Annotated in this window: 19 protein-coding genes; 5 read left to right on the top strand and 14 right to left on the bottom strand. The window is 70.4% G+C overall.

Going from position 1 to position 18,001, the window contains the following annotated elements; translation table 11 throughout:
• The coding region (locus DI272_RS01795) for a glycosyl hydrolase (protein ID WP_258314424.1) at positions 1-2,446 on the bottom strand (2,446 nt) is incomplete at its 3' end.
• Between the two features lie 420 nt (positions 2,447-2,866).
• On the opposite strand from DI272_RS01795, the gene DI272_RS01790 reads away from it, so the two are divergent.
• The gene (locus tag DI272_RS01790) at positions 2,867-3,877 is read left to right on the top strand and encodes a LacI family DNA-binding transcriptional regulator (protein WP_375138103.1); all 1,011 of its coding nucleotides are present in this window, start codon (positions 2,867-2,869) and stop codon (positions 3,875-3,877) included.
• A gap of 588 nt (positions 3,878-4,465) precedes the next feature.
• On the opposite strand, the gene DI272_RS01785 is transcribed toward DI272_RS01790, so the two are convergent.
• On the bottom strand, positions 4,466-5,080 hold the full coding sequence (locus DI272_RS01785; protein WP_258314862.1) for an ankyrin repeat domain-containing protein: 615 nt from the start codon (positions 5,078-5,080) through the stop codon (positions 4,466-4,468).
• 298 nt (positions 5,081-5,378) lie between these two features.
• On the bottom strand, positions 5,379-5,729 hold the full coding sequence (locus tag DI272_RS01780; RefSeq protein ID WP_109493364.1) for a helix-turn-helix domain-containing protein: 351 nt from the start codon (positions 5,727-5,729) through the stop codon (positions 5,379-5,381).
• 76 nt (positions 5,730-5,805) lie between these two features.
• Here DI272_RS01780 and DI272_RS01775 point away from each other — a divergent pair, with 76 nt between their 5' ends.
• Complete coding sequence (locus DI272_RS01775; protein ID WP_258314861.1) at positions 5,806-6,465, top strand: NADPH-dependent F420 reductase; 660 nt, start codon at positions 5,806-5,808, stop codon at positions 6,463-6,465.
• 352 nt (positions 6,466-6,817) lie between these two features.
• Here the strand turns inward: DI272_RS01775 and DI272_RS01770 are convergent, their stop codons facing one another.
• Positions 6,818-7,801, bottom strand: a complete 984-nt coding sequence (locus DI272_RS01770; protein ID WP_109493362.1) for a zinc-dependent alcohol dehydrogenase family protein — start codon at positions 7,799-7,801, stop codon at positions 6,818-6,820.
• On the bottom strand, positions 7,762-8,334 hold the full coding sequence (locus DI272_RS01765) for a TetR/AcrR family transcriptional regulator (RefSeq protein ID WP_109493361.1): 573 nt from the start codon (positions 8,332-8,334) through the stop codon (positions 7,762-7,764). The genes DI272_RS01770 and DI272_RS01765 overlap by 40 nt, the downstream gene beginning before the upstream one ends.
• Positions 8,335-8,552: 218 nt before the next feature.
• Between DI272_RS01765 and DI272_RS01760 the strand changes: the two genes are divergently transcribed.
• Positions 8,553-9,242 (top strand): alpha/beta fold hydrolase, encoded by a 690-nt coding sequence (locus DI272_RS01760; RefSeq protein WP_109493360.1) that lies wholly within the window; start codon positions 8,553-8,555, stop codon positions 9,240-9,242.
• 104 nt (positions 9,243-9,346) lie between these two features.
• Positions 9,347-9,982 (top strand): TetR/AcrR family transcriptional regulator, encoded by a 636-nt coding sequence (locus tag DI272_RS01755; RefSeq protein WP_109493359.1) that lies wholly within the window; start codon positions 9,347-9,349, stop codon positions 9,980-9,982.
• A 100-nt stretch (positions 9,983-10,082) separates the two neighbouring features.
• Here the strand turns inward: DI272_RS01755 and DI272_RS01750 are convergent, their stop codons facing one another.
• The 4 genes from DI272_RS01750 to DI272_RS44380 all read right to left on the bottom strand — a co-directional run bounded on the left by DI272_RS01750 (position 10,083) and on the right by DI272_RS44380 (position 12,977).
• Positions 10,083-11,186, bottom strand: coding sequence for a DNA alkylation repair protein (locus tag DI272_RS01750; protein WP_109493358.1), 1,104 nt, complete (start codon positions 11,184-11,186; stop codon positions 10,083-10,085).
• Between the two features lie 18 nt (positions 11,187-11,204).
• Positions 11,205-11,510 (bottom strand): hypothetical protein, encoded by a 306-nt coding sequence (locus DI272_RS01745; protein WP_109493357.1) that lies wholly within the window; start codon positions 11,508-11,510, stop codon positions 11,205-11,207.
• A gap of 159 nt (positions 11,511-11,669) precedes the next feature.
• Positions 11,670-12,497 (bottom strand): helix-turn-helix transcriptional regulator, encoded by an 828-nt coding sequence (locus DI272_RS01740; RefSeq protein WP_109493356.1) that lies wholly within the window; start codon positions 12,495-12,497, stop codon positions 11,670-11,672.
• A 105-nt stretch (positions 12,498-12,602) separates the two neighbouring features.
• Positions 12,603-12,977: a nuclear transport factor 2 family protein gene (locus DI272_RS44380; protein ID WP_181387055.1), complete on the bottom strand. Its 375-nt coding sequence runs from the start codon at positions 12,975-12,977 to the stop codon at positions 12,603-12,605.
• A gap of 214 nt (positions 12,978-13,191) precedes the next feature.
• Here DI272_RS44380 and DI272_RS01725 point away from each other — a divergent pair, with 214 nt between their 5' ends.
• Positions 13,192-13,929 (top strand): SDR family oxidoreductase, encoded by a 738-nt coding sequence (locus tag DI272_RS01725; protein ID WP_109493354.1) that lies wholly within the window; start codon positions 13,192-13,194, stop codon positions 13,927-13,929.
• A gap of 97 nt (positions 13,930-14,026) precedes the next feature.
• On the opposite strand, the gene DI272_RS01720 is transcribed toward DI272_RS01725, so the two are convergent.
• Genes DI272_RS01720 through DI272_RS01700 form a run of 5 tightly spaced genes read right to left on the bottom strand, consistent with a single transcriptional unit; the run spans position 14,027 to position 17,973 of the window.
• Complete coding sequence (locus tag DI272_RS01720; RefSeq protein ID WP_109493353.1) at positions 14,027-14,695, bottom strand: CoA transferase subunit B; 669 nt, start codon at positions 14,693-14,695, stop codon at positions 14,027-14,029.
• Positions 14,695-15,450 carry a CoA transferase subunit A gene (locus tag DI272_RS01715; RefSeq protein WP_109493352.1) on the bottom strand — a complete coding sequence of 252 codons (756 nt, stop codon included), beginning with the start codon at positions 15,448-15,450 and terminating at the stop codon, positions 14,695-14,697. Before DI272_RS01715 ends, DI272_RS01720 begins: the two co-directional genes overlap by 1 nt.
• A 14-nt stretch (positions 15,451-15,464) precedes the next feature.
• A complete protein-coding gene (locus tag DI272_RS01710; RefSeq protein WP_109493351.1) occupies positions 15,465-16,256 on the bottom strand; it encodes an SDR family NAD(P)-dependent oxidoreductase in 792 nt (263 codons plus the stop codon).
• Entirely contained in the window at positions 16,253-17,005 is a 753-nt protein-coding gene (locus DI272_RS01705) for an SDR family NAD(P)-dependent oxidoreductase (RefSeq protein WP_109493350.1), read from the bottom strand. The genes DI272_RS01710 and DI272_RS01705 overlap by 4 nt, the downstream gene beginning before the upstream one ends.
• Positions 17,002-17,973, bottom strand: a complete 972-nt coding sequence (locus DI272_RS01700; protein WP_109493349.1) for a fumarylacetoacetate hydrolase family protein — start codon at positions 17,971-17,973, stop codon at positions 17,002-17,004. Before DI272_RS01700 ends, DI272_RS01705 begins: the two co-directional genes overlap by 4 nt.
• Positions 17,974-18,001 lie beyond the last annotated feature (28 nt).

The following is an 18,001-nucleotide window of genomic DNA, read 5'->3' as shown; positions in this document are numbered from 1 at the left end:
CGGTGACCGTGGCGACCTTGGTGGTGCCGCGGTAGACGTCGTAGTCCTTGATGCCCTTGTCGTCGGCCGCCGCCTCCCAACTCAGTGTGACAGAGGTGTCGGTGACGTCCTGGGCGACGGGGGTTCCGGGGGCGCTGGGTTTGTCGTCGCCGGGAGCGCCGCACAGGGTACCGAGCTCGGTGTCATCGCCTGTGCCGGACGCGGTGGACCGCGCCGGTACGTTCAGCACGCCGCCGTCGGAGAAGAGCACCGAGCACGCCTCGGCGGTGTAGTTGTGCGCGGCGTAGGTCTTGGTGCCGTTCTTGTCGAAGACGACGGCGGTGGGGGAGTTGGCCGTGACGGTCATGTCCGGCGCCCCGATGGAGTTCATCGTGGCGACCCAGTGGTAGGTGTGGGCCTTGGTCTCGCCGGCCTCGGGCACGTATCCACCGTTCCACTGGTCCCAGTACTGCATGGCCTTGGCGGGGTCGTAGAGGGCCTGGACCTGCCAGAAGATGTCCTTCCACTCGACGGCCGGGCCGCCGTTTGCCTTCTCCATCTCGGCCACGCTGCGCCGCAGCATGTCCTTCTCGCGGGCCAGATGCAGCGAACCGCCGGTCACGGGCAGGAAGTTGATGCCGTGGATCTCCTCGGGGTTGGCGGTCCACCATGTCGCGTAGGCGCCGCCGCTGCTCCAGACCATGCCCACGACGTCGTGGGTGAAGTCCTCGGGGTAGACCTGCTGGTCGGCGTCGAACCAGTACTGCGCGATCGACTCCGACTCGGTCGTCATCATGTAGACGCCCTGGTCACGCAGCGCCTTGTCGCCCGTGGCCGCGCCCCACATGATCAGGCCGGCGCTGAGATTGATCGACTCCGAGGACGACTCCTGGTTGTTGCCGGCGGCGAACGCCTCGTGGCCGGCGGCCCAGCTATGGCCGGCGTACACGTCGAAGCCGCGCAGGAACGGGTACCTGCCGTCGTTCCGCGCCGCGTTGGCGGCGTCCTTGACCAGTTCCTTGACCATGCCGCCCCATTCGGAGTCGGCGGCCCACTGGGGGTCGTACTGCGCCACAATCGCCGCGGCCATCACGTAGTACGAGTAGTGGAAGTGGTGGTCGTTGAGTTCCTGGTCGCTTCCGTACGAGGCCGGGTACCCGATGAGGGTGCGCCAGTCCTTGTCGTAGGAGAACTCGGAGGGGCCGCCGACCGTGAACCATTCCTCCATACGGCCCTTGATCAAGCTCAGCAGTTTGTCGCGGTTGGCGGTGTCTCCGACCTGGTCCGCGAGGGGGACGAGTTGGGCGAGCTTGCCCAGGGCCTTGCCGGTCCAGTAGGTGTCGACCGCGCCGCTGAAGGGATCGCCCTGCGTCAGTACGTCGTTGATGTATGCCTTGAGTTTCGCCTTGTCGACGCCCGCGGCGCTCGGCAGGCCGGGAAGCAGGCCGTTCACTTTCTGGGTGGTCGTGAAGGACGTGCCCTCGCGGACCTTCATCTCGCCGCGCGGGGAGACGTAGCGGTAGGCGGTCAGCGGGTCATCGCTGTGCAGCCACTGGTGGCGGTAGAGCGCGAGGAAAGTGCCGGTCTCGGTCCCCTCCTTCGGTTCGGTGGTCAGCGAGTAGGTCGCCGTGACCTCGCCGTTCTGCTCCTTGTACTGCCAGTCCACCTTCGATCCGGTCACGAAGCTGAAGGCGTACTTCTTGAAGTCGGCCAGCGCCTCCTTGCTGGGCAGGACCGCCAGGGAGAAGTAGTTCTTGCCGCTCAGGTCGGCTCGGATCTCGTTGCCGGAGACGGTCCAGTCGCTGCCGGTCGGGGCGAACAGCGCGTAGTCATGACCTGAGATGGTGACACCGAGGACGTTGCCCTGGTCGGCGAAGACGGTCGGTGCAGCCGCGGCGCTGATCTGCGCCGCCCCTCCGGTGCCCTCGGCGTACACGTACGGCAGCCCGTGTCCGATGGTCGTCCGCAGGCTGCGCGTACCGTCGCTCCAGAACGGGCTGACGGTCCAGTCGCTCCACCCGTCCGCCTTCGCGTCGGGGGAGTTGAGACCCGCGAGGCCCAGGGTCAGGTCGGCCTTGTGCGCAAACTCGTACTGGCGGCCGTCACCCACGATCTGATGTGTGGTCGGGTAGCCGACCTCCAGGCCGCCTGAGACCGCCTTGTAGGTGAGGGGGTGGCCGTACATGTTCTCCGACCACGGATTGCTGGAGAAGCGCTGAAAGGCCAGTGACGACCACCAGTCGTTCGTCGGGACGGGCTGGTCCGCGACGGCGGCGGTGACCTTCGGCTTGACCGCCTGGCCGCCGCTGTCGGACGGCCCCTGGCGGCCGGCCGGGCGAACGTCGCTGTAACTGCCTTTGCCCACGTCGATGGTGGCGGCGGAGGCGACACCGCTACCCACAGTGCTCAGAGCGGTGGCGGCGAGTGCCGCCGTTGTCAGCAGTGACAGGTTTCTTCGAGATCTCATGCGCAACCCTTCTGAGAGCGCTCTCAAGTCGCCGTTAACGTAGGGCGGCCCTGTGAGGCGGTCAACACTTTGAGCCAGATCCCTTACGGCTGGGCGCGCCTCTTCAGGGCGTGAAGGCTTCGTGGCCACCGCTGTTCGGCCAGTTGATGCATCGTCACCGGCCTGCGAAAAGGCCGCCGAGGGTGCCGGTGCCTCCATGACCACGCGCGCCGTTTCGTATACGACGGAGCGCCGCGTCACTCAGGGACGCTCACGGGATGCGACGTACGCGGAGGCGCCGGGCGCGGGCTGTCCGGACAAGGCTGGGAGCGCTCTCACGTCGACGGGGGGCGGGACTATGCTGCAAAGGCGACCTGGCAGGATTCCCGCGCTTCCCGCGCTTCCCGCGCAGAACAGGAGAGCCTCTTGCCCGAGCAGACGATGACGTCTCGCCCCACCCTTGAGGAGGTGGCGGCGCGCGCCGGTGTCTCACGGGCGACGGTGTCCCGTGTGGTCAACGGAGGCTCCGGAGTGCGCCAACCGCTGATCGACAAGGTGCGCAAGGCGGTCGACGAGCTTGGATACGTCCCCAATCAGGCGGCACGCTCCCTCGTGACGCAGCGGACCGGCGCCGTGGCCGTGATCATCGCCGAGCCGGAGTTCCGGGTGTTCTCCGACCCCTTCTTCGAGCGACAGGTGAGAGGGATCAGCCGGGAGCTGTCGGCGAACGACCTCCAGCTTGTGCTGCTCTGGGTGGAGGGCGAGTCCGATCACGACCGGATCGCCCGGTACCTGTCGGGCGGACATGTCGACGGGGCCCTCGCCTTCTCCCTGCACAGTGACGATCAGCTCGCCCATCTGATTGCCCACAGCAGGGTGCCCTATGTGTTCGGGGGCCGGCCGCCTGCGGGATCCGCCCCAGGCGCCCCCTACGTGGACTGCGACAACCGGGGAGGCGCGCGAGCGGCTGTGGCCCACCTCGTTTCATCAGGTCGCACCAGAATCGCGCATATCGCGGGCCCGTCCGACCAGACCTCTGCGGTCGACCGTGCCGCCGGCTATCACGACGTTCTGGTCGACGGCGATCCGAACTTTCTGCAGCGGGGCGATTTCACCGAGGAGAGCGGCGCCCGAGCGATGGCTGCGCTGCTCGACCGGCGCCCCGGACTCGACGCGGTCTTCGCCGCGAACGACCTCATGGCACGGGGCGCGGTACGCACCCTCTTGGAGCGCGGCCTCCGCATTCCCGAAGATGTCGCTGTCGTCGGATTCGACGACATGGGCGACGTCGCCAGTGCTGCGGTCCCCGCGCTCACGACGGTACGACAGGACATCGAGGACATGGGCCGCCTCATGGTCAGACTCCTGATGCGTCTCCTCTACCACCCCGAGCAGCCGGGGGCCGATTCCGTGATCACGCCGACCGTTCTGGTGCAGCGTCAGTCTTCCTGAGGCACGTTCCACGACCCGCTCACCGGCCTGGCGGCCTACACCCGGCGAGCGGACGTCGGACGGCACGTCGGGGGCGGATCTGTGGGTCTGGCGGGCCCTGACAGACACAGTGTGTTCAAGGCAGCGGGGATGACTGTCTGGTCGCAGCCGCAGCTGGACATCCTGGGAGACCGGCGACGATGTGGAGCACGCCGCCGACGCCGGGGACGACCAGGCCGGGCGGCGTACACCAGGACGAGGGATGCCACCCTGGGGCGGGCTTTGAGGTAACGGATCGTCGGCGATGGCAGCCATGGGAGAGACTCGGTGTCGACGTGCCGAGACCGGCGGACAACATGGCGGTGCGCAACGTGTGCCCGGGCAGTTTGCTGGGGCGGAGTGCGATGCCGTGGGCGGTCATGGCAGGGGCTGGATCCGGGTCTCGGTCCGCGCAGACTGGCCGGCCGTCGAGCCGCCGGTCAAGGGATACCCTGAGCTTGACTGCGAGCGGCCAGGTGCTCGTAGTCCGCGGCCGGCGCGATGTCTGCATGCGGCCCAGCAATGACGAGGTCCGCACCCGTGCTCGGCATGCTGTCGCTGTCCGTGCGCTTACTCCGGGCCGGACTTTCCGGCGTCCAGCGCGCTCAAGTAGTCGATCCCGTCTTGGTTGTTGTTCTTCGTCGCATAGGTCAGAGCGTTGTTGCCAAGTCTGTCCTTGACCTTCGGATCTGCTCCGGCCATGACGAGTCGGCGCAGAACGGCGGCGCCCCCGAACACGGCAGCGATCATCAGCGGGGTATGCCCCCAGCGATCGACGCTGTCCACCTCGGCTCCGGAACCCAGAAGTACGTCGACGACGCGGATGTGACCGTATTGGGCCGCCTCGTGAAGAGCGCTCCTCCCGTCGTCGTTCCGAGCGTTCACGTCGGCGCCGTGCTCGGCCAGCGCAGCCACCAGGGCATGGAACCCCGCTTTGGCGGCCAGCAGTACGGCAGGTCGGTTGATGAACCGCCCGTTCGGATCAGCTCCGACCTGGATGGCGAACTCGGCTACGTCGCTCTGTCCTTCGTCCAGCATGCGCACCCAGAGTGGAGCATCGCCCGAGTATCGCGTGTCCCGGATCTCGTCCACTGCCGTGCCCGTGGCAACGAGCCGCTGGATCGCCTCCAAAGCAGCGACGTACTGGTGGTTGTCAACCAGATCAGTCAGTTCTGTGGAGTGCACGGTCAACTGGCACCTCCCCCTCGCCAGGCCCTGCAGGAAACGACTTACCGTTCGTCCGGCGCGCGTCGTCCACCGCCCATCGTCACTCTGACCTGAGCCGCAATCCAGAGCCGAGGGTCCCACCGCACTCCCCATGTGGCCCCTCGCCAATTCAGCCACGGTCCGCCTGATCGGCGGCTCAACGCTGGGTTGTCGAGAGCACGTTCCTCACTCTGGGATGCATGCTGATCTTCCGGCGGCGCTTGAACTCATCCCGATGACGTGGCGGCAACGTGTGGGGAGGTCTCGGGCTGAGAGCTCACCCACCCCTTCGTTCCTGAGCGGCCATGACCTCATCGCCGTGCTCGAAGGCCCACGCGCCCAGTGCGTCGATCGGATCGAGCAACGTCCGCCCCAGAGCGGTGAGTTCGTACTCGACACGAGGCGGCGCTTCGCCATAGGCAGTCCGTGCCACCAGCCCGTTGAACTCCAGCCGGCGCAGCGTCTCAGTCAGGACCTTGGGGCTGATGCCGCCGATGCGCTCGCGTAGTTCGCCGGGGCGCCTGGGACCGTCCCGCAGGACCCAGATCAGCACGGCGTTCCAGGTGTTGGACAGGAGGTCGAAAGCGAGGCGGGCGCGGCAGTCGGCGAGGTAGGCATCGGTCGTCACGTACCAAATGGTGCCTGACGGGTTTCCTAGTGTCGTCCCGAAAGCGGTTGGAGCAGATGCGGAGAGGGGCGTGTCGATGAAGATCGGTGTGCTGGGAACGGGGAACATGGCGGACGCACTGGCCACGCAGTGGGTGCGGGCCGGGCACGAGGTGTTCGTCGGAGGCCGGAACGAGCAGAACGCCCAGCGGCTCGCGACGCGCATCGGGAGCGGTGTGGGGCACGGGAGTCTGCAGGCCGCGGTCGGCTACGGAGAGGTGATCCTGGCGGCACTGCCGTACGGCGCCGGAGCCGACATCGTCCAGGAGCATCAGTCGGCACTGAAGGGGAAGGTCCTGCTCGACTGCGCTAATCCGATCGGGCCCGACTTCCGGCTGCTGACAGAAGGCGGTCCCTCGGCGGCGCACCGACTGGCCGCGGCGGCACCGGGCGTGCACGTCGTCAAAGCTTTCAACCTCTGCCACGAGGACGTGTGGCGGATGACCCCGCCGGTCTTCGACGGTCAGCCTCTGAGCGTTCCGATCTGCGGGGACGACGAGGCGGCACTCGCCCTGGCACGCACGCTCGTGCGGGACATGGGCTGTGAGCCGGTGGCCGGGGGCGGCCTGGACCGCGCCGGACTGCTGGAGGCGACCGCCGCGCTGTTCATCGGACTGTGGGTGGCGGAGCAGGCGGATGTACGGGCGATCGCGCCGCCGCTGGCCTATGCGACAGGTCCGCGATCCGAGAGTGCGTGAGGCGCCCAGGGCATGTCGTTAGGTGTTCCAATAGCGGGGGGCAGGAACATCGCCGAGGACCTTCCCCCAACATGATCGTCACTGATCCAGAGCGCACGGAGGCCACCGGCCCGCTTCGCTGACGTGATGCCCCCTGGCGGGGCAGGCCGGTCCGTGTGCCCGGCACATCCCATGGACGGCCCCTGCACCTCCGCGGTGCACTGCGACCCCTGCTGATCTGCCTGTCCGTCTCCACGGCCCCCGGGGTGAGCACTGCGCGGTGAGTGCGCAGCGCCTGGCCTGGATCGGCGGCGACGCGTTCGTCATCCTCGCCGCCGATTGCCCGGCCCGGCCCGCCCCGCCCCCCGCACGGTCAGCCGACGTCGATCACGATCTTGCCCTGGGCGGTGCCGCTTTCCACGGCCGCGTGGGCCTCGGCGACGTCGGTGAGCGTGAAGTGCCGCGGATCGAGCAGCGGCCTGAGCGCCCCGGCGTCGGCGAGGGCGGCGGCCTCGCGCATGATCTCGCCGTGGTGCTCCCGGCCGCGCCCGGTCAGCAGCGGCAGCAGGGTGAAGACGCCGGAGTAGGTCGCTCCGCGGAAGGACAGCGGCGCGATGCTGTGGGTTCCCCAGCCGAGGGCGCTGACGACGTGGCCCGTGTAGGTACGTACCGCCGCGAAGGAGTCGTCGAGCACGGTGCCTCCGACCGTGTCGAAGACGACGTCGAAGCCCTCGCCGCCGGTGTGCTCGGCGACGTACGTCTCGACGGAGTCGGCGGTGTAGTCGATCGGGGTGGCCCCCAGGCGCTCGACGACCTCCCGCCGCGCCGGGGAAACAGTGGCGAAGACCTCTGCGCCGCGGGCCCGGGCGATCTGCACGGCCACCTGCCCGATCCCGCCGGCTCCGCCGTGGATCAGCACCTTCTGCCCCGCGTGTACGCGCGCCCGGTCGATCAGCCCCTCCCAGGCCGTGATGAAGACGAGGGGCAGGGCAGCGGCCTCACGAAAGGTGACAGCGGCCGGTTTGCGGGCGATCAGGCGGGCGTCGACGGCCGCGTACTCGGCGAGCGAGCCCTGCACGTCGCCGACACCGCCCGTCATGCCGAAGACCTCGTCGCCGGGCGCGAAGCCGTGGACATCGGGACCGACGGCCTCGACCACGCCGGCCAGGTCGAGGCCGAGGACGGCCGGCAGCGTCCGCCGGGCATGCGCGGCCTTGCCCGCTCGGATCTTGGTGTCCAGCGGGTTGACGCCACTGGCCCTGACCTGGACCAGCACCTGGCCCGGCCCGGGGGTCGGTTTGTCGATCTCGTCGAGGATCAGCGGGGCGCCGAACTCGTGGAGGACCACTGCGCGCATGACTGCGCCTCTTTCCTGTCGTGCTGGGTGGGTGGGATCCGGTGCGGCGTGGCACCGGAGGGATCAGGTGTGGGCGGCGACCAGCAGGCGTGCCGCGGCCTTCGCCTCCTCGACGACGGCGCGGTCCAGGAGCCGGCGTCCGGAGGCCAGGGCTCCGTCGTCAGCAGTCCGATGTGCCGGGCGAGTGTGTCCGGGGCGCCGGCTCCGGCCCGCTCGCTCAGCCGGGTCAGCCAGGAGTGGCGGCGCTGGGTGTGCCGCACGGTGATGGTCCGGGCCTCGGAGTCCAGGTCGGCTTCGACGGCCGCGCTGACGAACGGGCAGCCGAAGAAGCCGTGCCGGTCGAAGGCCTCCGTCAGCGCGTCGAAGAGGCCGTCGAGTTGTTCGCGGGGGCCGTCGCCGGCCCGGGTGGCGGCGTCCTGCAGCTGTGCCGTCCAGGAGTCGTCGGTCCTGCGAAGGTACGCGGCGACCAGTTCCTCCTTGGTGCGGAAGTGCACGGACAGCGTCGACTTCGCGACACCCGACGCCGCGATCACTGTGTCGCCATCCCTGCCTCCTCAATCAAACAGCCCAGTTCGTTCGACCAGTGGGAGCGAGCGGCCGCTTGTGTGCCTGGTTCCGAGGCGTTCGGTACGTCGATCCGGTGCCGGACGATCCATCGGACACATTGTTGGACACCATGTCCAATCCCGCTTAGGATCGTACACCAGCGCAGCTCAGCTCTTCCTTCGTCCGACCAGAGAGTGGAATCGCAGTGAGTGCAGATGGAACAACCCGTCCGACCCTCCTCCTGGTGCACGGGGCGTGGCACGGCTCGTGGTGCTGGCAGAAGCTGACCCCGCTGCTCCACGCCGACGGCTGGGCGACCCGAACCGTGGACCTTCCCAGCGCCGGGTCGGGAGCCGGCGTGCGGGACGACGCGCGCGTGGTGCTCCAGGCGCTGGCCCGGATCGACGGCCCGGTGGTCGTGGTCGCCCACTCCTACGGCGGCGCGCCGGCCACCCAGGCCGTCGCGGAGGCCGCCAACGTCTCGCACCTCGTGTACCTGGCGGCCTACCAGCTTGACATCGGAGAGAGCCTGTTCAGCCACCACGGCGCGCCCCTCCCGGCGGACCCCGGCGGCTTCCAGGCCGTGCCCGATCATCCGGTCCCGCTGTTCTACGCGGACGCCCCGGCGGCCGACGCGGAGGCGGCCGCCGGACGGCTGGTACCGCAGAGCACGAGGTCCTTCGGTGACACGCTGACGGCGGCCGGGTGGCACACCGTCCCCTCGACCTATGTCGTCTGCGAGCAGGACCAGGCCCTTTCGCCGGACAACCAGGAGCAACTCGCCCTCAGGTCCGGCGCGGTCCACCGCATCGCGAGCGGTCACTCGCCGTTCCTGTCGATGCCGGGAGACTTCGCCGCCCTGCTCGCCAAGATCGCGTCCGGGACGGTCGGCTGAGCCGTCTGTTGAATGCCGGAGCGGTGTGAGCCCCATGGGCTGTCGGCCCGGCCCTTATCGCCGTCCCGACGAGGGCGTTTTCCACGGCTCCGTAGGATGGCGGCATGGCTTCCACGACGCGACGACGTTCCACCGCGGCCGACCGACGGACCGCACTCGAGGAGCGCATGGTGTCCGCGCTCGAGGAACTCCTGCGGGGCGGCCTGACCTACACCGAACTGAGCGTGGAACAACTCGCGCACGCGGCGGGGATCTCGCGGTCCACCTTCTATCTGTACTTCCGCGACAAGGTCGACGTCCTGCTGCGGGTGAGCGGCACGCTCAGGATCCGGAGCCTGGAGATCGCGGAGGGCTGGCAACCCTGCGGCCCCGGCGGCGGCGTCGACGGCCTGGCAAGCACCTACGAACAGATCATCGGGCACTACCGCGAGCATGCGGCGCTGCTGTCGGCCATCCACGAGGTGGCCGCCTACGACCCCGCGGTCCGCGACGCGTGGTCGGCGCACCAGGATCGCTTCGTCGACAACACGGTTGCGTTGCTGAAGGAGGAACAGCGGGCCGGCCGCACGTGCGCGGACATCGATCCGCAGCTCGCCGCGCGCATGATCGTCCAGGGGGGCGGCGAGGTCATCACCCGCCAGGTGTTCGACGGCGACGGCAGCGACGACGCCGATGTCGCCCGGGAACTCGCCCATGGCTACTGGCACGGTGTGTACCGCCGCCCCGAGCTCAGGAACTGATGGTGCGGGCCGCTGGCGCCACCCGGCCCGCCGCACCCACCTGGCCCGCCGCACCCACCCGGCAACGGGACGCGGCAGGGATGTCCGGCGGGAAAGCCCTTCAGGGCGCGAGGAGTTCGAACTCCGCGCGGTCCGACGTCACACCGTTGATCTGCAGGGCGACGGCGTGCGGGCCCGGGTGGTAGCGGCGGGTGGTGAGGAGCCGGAAGGAGTGTTCCCGGGTCACCGTGACCGTCTCGTCGGGAGCGAGAATGCGCTTCGTGAGTTTGAACGTCCTGGGACTGTGCGACCCGTTGGGCCTGTGGTGGTGGACCACGTAGTCGATCGCCAGCCGGGCGTCCTCGGCGCCGGTGTTGCGGACGGTCGCGGTGAAGCGGACGCTCCCGCCGAACGGAACCCGGGTGCGGTCGAGGACCGGTCCGTCGACCTCGAGTGTCGCCGGGGCGAAGCCGAGCAGTCCGAGAGCGCCGGGGTGGCCGCGCTTGACGAGGGTGCGCAGTGCGTGGCGCACGAGCCGTTCCGTGGTCGGGGCGGGGGAGTTCAGCCAGCGCCGGGCGGTCGCCACGGCGAGGTCGGCGTGGTCACGGCTGAGGTCGTTGAGGTGGTTGGCGACGGATCGGCGGACGTACTCGCTGTCGTCGCGACGAAGGGCGTCGAGGACGGGCACGGTCGCGCCGGGACGGGCCATGAGCTCAGGCACCCGGACCGCCCAGGGAAGGTAGGGCCGGGTGCCCTCCGAGGCGAGCCGGCGCACATCGGAGTCGGGTGACGCGGTCCATCCGGCGATGATCCCGAGCGCCCGGTCCAGGTCCTGCCGCAAGAGGATGCGCAGGGCGAACTCGGAGGTCAGCCGTCCGGTGAGGTCGGCCAGCAGGGCCATGGCGTCGTCGAAGGCGGCGTCGGTGCCGTCGGCCACGGCCTGCGTGGCGAGGGCACTGGTGACCGGCCAGATGAGCCAGCCGCCGAACTCCGGTACGGCGTCCCGAGCGGCCCGCACCGCATCTGCCAGCTCCGCGTACCCGCCGGGCACGTCCGCGAGGAGGGCGTCGCGCAGCAGGTCGGACCGTTCACGCAGCGACAGCGGGTCGAGCTGCCGTGCGGCCGCCCGCAGGGCGACGGTCTCCGCGCCGGGCAGCGCTGCGCGGACGGCCCGGGTCAGCAACCGCGCGGTGTGCACGTTGACGAGTTCGTCGGCGAAGGGCATGGTCGTCTCTCCCGGCGGTCACGGCTCGACGTGCTGGAGCACGGTCGTGAACTGCCAGTCGACGGAGGAGTGGTCGATCGCCTCGTGCACGGGCGAGCCACCCATCTCCCCGGTGATCCCGGCGGCTCCCGAGCGGGCGTGCTCGATGCTGTCGTAGGCGACGATGTCGAGGACCGTGCCGTCGTCGCGCACGACGATCCGGCGCCAGCGAAAACCAGGCCGGCCCTTGAGGTACTCGTTGATGTCCGCGTTCGCCGCGACGAAGTCCTCGGGCGTGAGGCCGGGGGCGGGGCGGAGGGTGGTCACTTCCAGGATCTCGGGCATGCCGGGTGTCCTTTCCGAGGGGGGTGGAGATCGGGGCTCGGCGGATGCCGCCCACGGTCTTTGCAGCGTGGGCTCCGCCCGGTGGGCGGGACGACAGGGCCCGCCCGGGCGTACGGCGCCCGGGAAGGGACCGATATCCGGGCGGGGGTGCTGGGACGCTCAGGCCGGTGTCGCCATCGAGGCCAGATACGCCAGGGCCACCTCGCTGCGGCTACCGGGTTCGGGGGTGCCGACGAGCAGTTGCTGGCCGGGAGCGTCGACCACTTCGAACGTCTGGTAGGTCAGCTCGAGGCGGCCCACCTCGGGGTGCACGAACACCTTGAACTTCCGGGTGAGGCCCGCGACGTCGTGGTCGGCCCACAGCGCCCTGAACCGGGGGGAGGCCGCACTGAGTTCGGCGACGAGGCCGGTGATCTCCGCGTTGTCCGGGAAGCGCCCGGCGTTCAGGCGCAGCGCGTACACGCTGCTGCTCACCTGCAGCTCCCAGTCGGCGAACACCTCCTTGGCCCGGGGGTCGGTGAACAGCACACGCGGCATGTTGCGCTCGGTGCCGAACGGCGACAGCAGCGCGTCGGCGATCGGGTTCGCCGCGAGCACGTCCAGCGCCGGGCCGAGCACGTACGCCGCCGCCTGCGCGAAGGTCTCCAGCAGCCGCAGCAACGACGGGTGCACGAGGTCCCGGGGATTGTCCGGGCCCAGCCGGGGATTGAGCCCCGCCAGCCGGAACAGGTGCGCGCGTGCCTCGGGCGCGAGGCGCAGGGCGTGCCCGAGCGCATCGATCACCTGGGCGGAGGGGTTGCGCTCGCGTCCCTGCTCGAGACGGGCGTAGTAGTCCGCGCTGACCCCGGCAAGCACGGCGACCTCCTCGCGCCGCAGGCCGCGGACACGTCGCCCGGAGACCCCGCCGGCCAGGCCCACGTCGCCCGGCGCCACACGTGAACGGCTCGCGCGGAGGAAGGCACCGAGCTCGTTGTCCGTTGGGGTCATGTCACCGATGCTAGCCCCGCCCGCCGGGTCGGCCATCCGCTGGCTGGGCACCGTCATCCGCCTGACCACGGACGCCCTCCCGCGCTCGCACGCCCGGCGCCCCGGTCAGACCCCCGGAACGACATACGGCATGTCCAGCAGGATCCGGTGCCCCACGCTCTTCCACGAGCCGTCGATCCGGCGCAGGTCGGTGTCGTAGTACCCGGACTCGATGCGTCGCACGGCGCCCTGGGAACCGAAGGAACCCCCCGCCCAGCCGCCCAGGGAATGCGGGGCCATGCAGTGGTCCACCGCGTACTCCACGGCCGCCCCGCCGATCAGGGACGGCGTGACCGGAGCGTGGCTGTCGGGGCCCGTCCTGGAGAAGCTCTGCACGACCGCGTCGTCGGCGAACAGCGCCCCTCGGCTCTTGCCGTCGCACTGGTCCGTGGCCCGTACACAGCGCGCCAGAACCCCCTGGATCTCGCGCTCGTCGCTCATGGTGGCCCTCTTTCGTCGTCCCGGCACACCTGTCCGGGCTCCGGCCGGCTTCTCCCACCGGTTCCCCCAGCCTCCGCCCACGCCCCGCGCCGAAGAAGGGTCCGTGAGCCTGGGTGTGCGGCACCCAGGCTCACGGACCCTTCCCCGACCCTCGCCGATGCGATGAAGTCGAAGGCGCGGCAGTCGCCGCCTTGGTATATCTGAAGGAGCACGCGTGACCACAGCAGCAGAATCGAAGACCGTCCTGATCACCGGTGCCAGCAGCGGCATCGGCGAGGCCACCGCCCGCCGGCTGGCCGGGGCAGGTCACCGGGTGTTCCTCGGTGCGCGCCGGACCGAGCGTCTGGCAGCCCTGTGCGAGGAACTGCGGGCGGCCGGTGCCACGGTCGACCACCGCGAGCTCGACGTCACCAGCCTCGACTCCGTGCGTGCCTTCGCCGCTGCCGCCGTGGAGGAGTACGGCGGTATCGACGTGCTGGTCAACAACGCCGGCGTCATGCCGTTGTCACCGATCGAGGACCTGCGCATCGCCGAGTGGGAGCAGATGATCGACGTCAACCTGCGCGGGGTGCTCCACGGAATCGCCGCCGTGCTGCCCGAGATGCGGCGACGGGCGGGCGGCCACATCGTCAACGTGTCGTCGGTGTCGGGGCACCGAGTGGATCCGACCGCCGCCGTCTACAGCGCCACGAAGTTCGCCGTGGCGGCTGTGTCGGAGGGGCTGCGGCAGGAGAGCCGGGACATCCGGGTCACCGTCGTCAGCCCCGGATTCACACAGAGCGAGTTGACGCATCACGGAGGTTCGCCGGAAGCCCAGGGCGCTGCCCGCGCGGCGGCTGAGCGCCTGGCGATCCCGGCCTCGGCCATCGCCGACGCGATCGCCTTCGCCGTCGACCAGCCGGCGAACGTCGACGTCAACGAACTCGTCGTTCGCCCCACGGCACAGGGCTGACGGCCGAGGCACCGAGGCCGCTTCGTGCCCGGCGGCGGGACGGCGGGCGGGCGACCACGACGGCCGGTGTGGGGGGATGGGGAAGGCAGGGAAGGTCTCACCCTCCGGAGGCCGACGGCCCAGCGACCGTGAGGCTGTTCAGGGACAGGGGCGCATCAGTGCGTTCCACGACATCCTCGACGGTCACGCCCGGAGCCGTCTCGACGAGGGCGAGTCCGTCCGCCGTGATGTCCAGGACGGCGAGGTCGGTGATGATCCGGTGGACGCAGCGTTCGCCGGTGAGCGGCAGGGTGCACCGCTCCAGGATCTTCGGGCTGCCGTCCTTGGCGGTGTGTTCCATCAGGACGATGACGCGGCGAGCGCCGTGGACGAGGTCCATGGCGCCGCCCATGCCCTTGACCATCTTGCCGGGGATCATCCAGTTGGCGAGGTCACCGCGGGCGGAGACCTGCATGGCGCCCAGGACGGCGGTGTCGATGTGGCCGCCGCGGATCATGCCGAAGGAGAGCGCCGAGTCGAAGAACGCGGCACCGGGCAGCACGGTGACCGTCTCCTTGCCCGCGTTGATGAGATCGGGGTCGACCTCGTCCGCGGTGGGATAGGGGCCGGTGCCGAGGATGCCGTTCTCCGAGTGCAGAACGACCTGGACGCCCGGTGGCAGGTGGCCGGGGACGAGGGTGGGCAGACCGATGCCGAGGTTGACATAGGAGCCGTCGGTGAGTTCGGCGGCTGCTCGGGCGGCCATGTGATCGCGGGTCCAGGCCATCAGGAACGTACCGTCCTCTTCTCGATCTGCTTGTCGGCGGCCTCGTCGGCGCTGAGCGCCACGACCCGCTGGACGTAGATGCCGGGCAGGTGCACGGCGTCGGGCGCCAGTTCGCCCGGTTCGACCAGGTCCTCGACCTCGGCGATGGTCACCTTGCCCGCCATGGCCGCCAGCGGGTTGAAGTTGGCGGCGGCCCTGCGGAAGACGAGGTTTCCGTGGCGGTCGCCGCGCCAGGCCCGTACGAGGGCGAAGTCGGTGGTGATGCCGTGCTCCAGGACGTGCGGGCGGCCGGCGAAGTCGCGGGTCTCCTTGGGAGGGGAGGCCACGGCCACGGAGCCGTCCGGGGCGTAGCGCCAGGGCAGGCCGCCGTCGGCGACCTGGGTGCCCACACCGGCCGGGGTGTAGAAGGCGGGGATGCCGGCGCCGCCGGCCCGCAGGCGTTCGGCAAGGGTGCCCTGCGGGGTGAGTTCGACCTCCAGCTCGCCGGCCAGGTACTGGCGGGCGAACTCCTTGTTCTCGCCCACGTAGGAGCCGGTGACGCGGGTGATGCGACCGGCTGCCAGCAGGACGCCCAGGCCCCGCCCGTCCACGCCGCAGTTGTTGGAGACGACCTTCAAGTCCTGCGCGCCCTGCTCGTACAGGGCGCGGACGAGGACCTCCGGTACGCCGCTGAGGCCGAAGCCGCCGACGGCGAGGGACGCACCGTCGGGGATGTCGGCGACGGCGTCTGCGGCGCTGCCGCGGACCTTGTTCACGTGCGGGTTTCCTTTCAGTTGGCCGCGTCGGGGACGGGGCCGGGCAGGACTGCCGACCAGCCGCCGTCGACGACGAGGTTGGCGCCCGTGATGTACGACGCCTCCTCGGAAGCCAGGAAGACGGCAGCGTTGACCACGTCGTCCGGTGTCCCGGTGCGGCCGAGGGGGATGTGCCGGGCGATGGAGCGCATCGGGTGGTCGTCGGCGAGCAGGTTGGCGCGGGAGCCGTCCGTGTCGATCATTCCGGGGCTGACGCAGTTGGCACGGATGCCGTACGGGGCACCTTCGGCGGCCAGTTGCCGGGTCAGCGCGATCACGCCGCCCTTGGACGCGGCGTGCGCGGTGCGCTGATTGCTGAGCGAACCGGTCAGACCGGCGGTGGAGCCGACGGTGAGGACGCAGCCCCGGCTGTCGATCAGGTGCGCCCACGCCGCCCGGACGGTGAGCCACACCGAGTCGAGTTCGGCGCGCACGGTGAAGGTGAAGTCCTCGTACGGCTGGCTGCCGATGCCCCCGAAGCGGACCGCTCCGGCGTTGGCGTACACGATGTCGATGCCGCCGAAGGCGTCGGCGGCGTCCGCCACCCAGGAGCGCACCGACGCCTCGTCGGTGATGTCCAGGGGGCCGGGGGTGAGAGCGGTGCCGCCCTCGCGGGCGATCAGCCGCTGTGTCTCGACGGCCTCCTCGTGCAGCAGGTCGCCGCCGACCACGAGTGCGCCCTCGGCGGCGAACCGCAGGGCTGCGGCCCGCCCTTGCCCGCGGGCCGTACCGGAGATCAGCGCGACCTTCCCCTCCAGCCGCTTCACGAGGACTCCCCGCGCAGCGCGTCGGAGACCGACTTGACGCCCCCGTGCGCGGTCATCCCGCCGTCGACGGGGATGTCGGCGCCGGTGATGAACGACGACTCGTCCGACAGCAGGAACACGACCAGCGGAGCGACCTCGTCGGCGGTTCCGGTGCGGCCGAGCGGCGTCTCGCGGATGTTGGCCGCACGGAACGCGGGGGCGGCCGAGGCGGTCATCTCGGTCTCGATGTAGCCGGGGTGGATCGTGTTGACGCGGATGCCGCGCGGACCGAGTTCCACCGCGGCCGTCCGCGACAGCCCCCGCAGCCCCCACTTGCTCGCGGTGTAGGCGACGGGGTAGTGGGCGGTGAGGGCCGCCGAGGAGCCGACGTTCACGACGGACGCACCGGGCGGCATGAGCGGCGAGAGGTGCTGGATGCCGAGGAGCGGGCCGGTGACGTTGACGGCGTGGACCCGGTCGAAGTCCTCGGCCCGCACGTCGCCGAGGCGGGCGCGCCAGGTGACGCCTGCGTTGTTGACCAGCCCGTGCACCTGCCCGTAGGACTCCTGCAGTTCGGCGGCGAGGTCGGCCCAGTCCTGGCTGCTGGTCACGTCCAGGCGGCGGCAGTCGCCTTCCGGCCGTACGTCGGTGGCGATCACCCTGGCACCCTCCCGGGCCAGCGCATCCGCCTCCGCGGCGCCCTGGCCACGGGCCGCACCTGTGACCACGACGACCTTGCCGAGCAGTCTCTTGGGGTGCAGGTCGCTCACGGCCGCTCCCGGGACCGGCGCCGGCCGGTGGGCAGCGGCACGGGGTCGGTGCCGGGGACGACCGTGTTGGACACGGTGCCGACCCCTTCCACCGTGAGGGTGACGGTGTCGCCGGGCTTCAGGGGCGGCGGGGTCTGTTCGCCGCGCACACCCCACAGTTCGGCGAGGCAGCCGCCGTTGCCGCAGGTGCCGGAGCCCAGGACGTCGCCGGGCAGGACGCGGGTGCCGCGGGAGGCGTAGGCGGCCATCTCCTCGAACGTCCAGCTCATGTTGGACAGGCGGTCCCGGCCGACGATCTCGCCGTTGACTTCGGCCGTGAGCGCGAGTCGCAGGAAACCGTCGGCGTCCCGGTACGGCTCCAGCTCGTCGGCGGTGACCAGGTACGGGCCGAGGGTGGTGGCCGTGTCCTTGCCCTTGCAGGGGCCGAGACCGACCGTCATCTCCGCGGACTGCAGGTCGCGTGCGGACCAGTCGTTGAAGACCGTGTAGCCGACGATGTGGTCGCGGGCCTGCTCGGGGGTGAGGTCGCGGCCCTCGCGGCCGATGACAGCGGCCACCTCCAGTTCGAAGTCCAGCACATTGGAGCCGGGTGGGACGGGGATGTCGTCGTGCGGGCCGTAGAGCGCGTGCGGGTTGGTGAAGTAGAAGGTCGGCGCGGCGTACCACTGCTCCGGCACGCCGACGGCGCCGCTGACTGAGCGCCGTACGCCCTCGACGTGTTCCTCGAAGGTGACGAAGTCCCGCACGGACACGGGCTGGAGCGGCGGCAGCAGCCGCACCTGTGACACGTGCGGGCCGGGCGGCACATCGAGCGCGGCGGCGCCGGCGGTGAGCAGGCCGGGGAGGCCGCCGCTTTGCGACAGCAGGGTGGTGAGCGAGGTGACGCCGGGCAGCGGCAGCAGGGTGCCGTCGTCCTCCACGACGGCCACGCGACGGCGGTGATGGTGTTCGTAGGCGGCGAAACGCATGGTGCGGGCTCCGGGCGGGCTGGGCTCG

Source organism: Streptomyces sp. Act143, assembly GCF_003143935.1.
Classification (GTDB): Bacteria; Actinomycetota; Actinomycetes; order Streptomycetales; family Streptomycetaceae; genus Streptomyces.
Note: the sequence above shows the minus strand (reverse complement) of the source record. Positions and strands in the feature narration are given on the sequence as shown.

What these genes read in the sequence shown, in the direction of transcription:
- DI272_RS01790 (WP_375138103.1), top strand. Translation starts at nt 2,867, where the DNA reads ATGACGTCTCGCCCCACCCTTGAGGAGGTGGCGGCGCGCGCCGGTGTC.
- DI272_RS01775 (WP_258314861.1), top strand. Translation starts at nt 5,806, where the DNA reads ATGAAGATCGGTGTGCTGGGAACGGGGAACATGGCGGACGCACTGGCC.
- DI272_RS01770 (WP_109493362.1), bottom strand. Translation starts at nt 7,801, where the DNA reads ATGCGCGCAGTGGTCCTCCACGAGTTCGGCGCCCCGCTGATCCTCGAC.
- DI272_RS01755 (WP_109493359.1), top strand. Translation starts at nt 9,347, where the DNA reads ATGGCTTCCACGACGCGACGACGTTCCACCGCGGCCGACCGACGGACC.
- DI272_RS01750 (WP_109493358.1), bottom strand. Translation starts at nt 11,186, where the DNA reads ATGCCCTTCGCCGACGAACTCGTCAACGTGCACACCGCGCGGTTGCTG.
- DI272_RS01745 (WP_109493357.1), bottom strand. Translation starts at nt 11,510, where the DNA reads ATGCCCGAGATCCTGGAAGTGACCACCCTCCGCCCCGCCCCCGGCCTC.
- DI272_RS01740 (WP_109493356.1), bottom strand. Translation starts at nt 12,497, where the DNA reads ATGACCCCAACGGACAACGAGCTCGGTGCCTTCCTCCGCGCGAGCCGT.
- DI272_RS44380 (WP_181387055.1), bottom strand. Translation starts at nt 12,977, where the DNA reads ATGAGCGACGAGCGCGAGATCCAGGGGGTTCTGGCGCGCTGTGTACGG.
- DI272_RS01720 (WP_109493353.1), bottom strand. Translation starts at nt 14,695, where the DNA reads ATGGCCTGGACCCGCGATCACATGGCCGCCCGAGCAGCCGCCGAACTC.
- DI272_RS01700 (WP_109493349.1), bottom strand. Translation starts at nt 17,973, where the DNA reads ATGCGTTTCGCCGCCTACGAACACCATCACCGCCGTCGCGTGGCCGTC.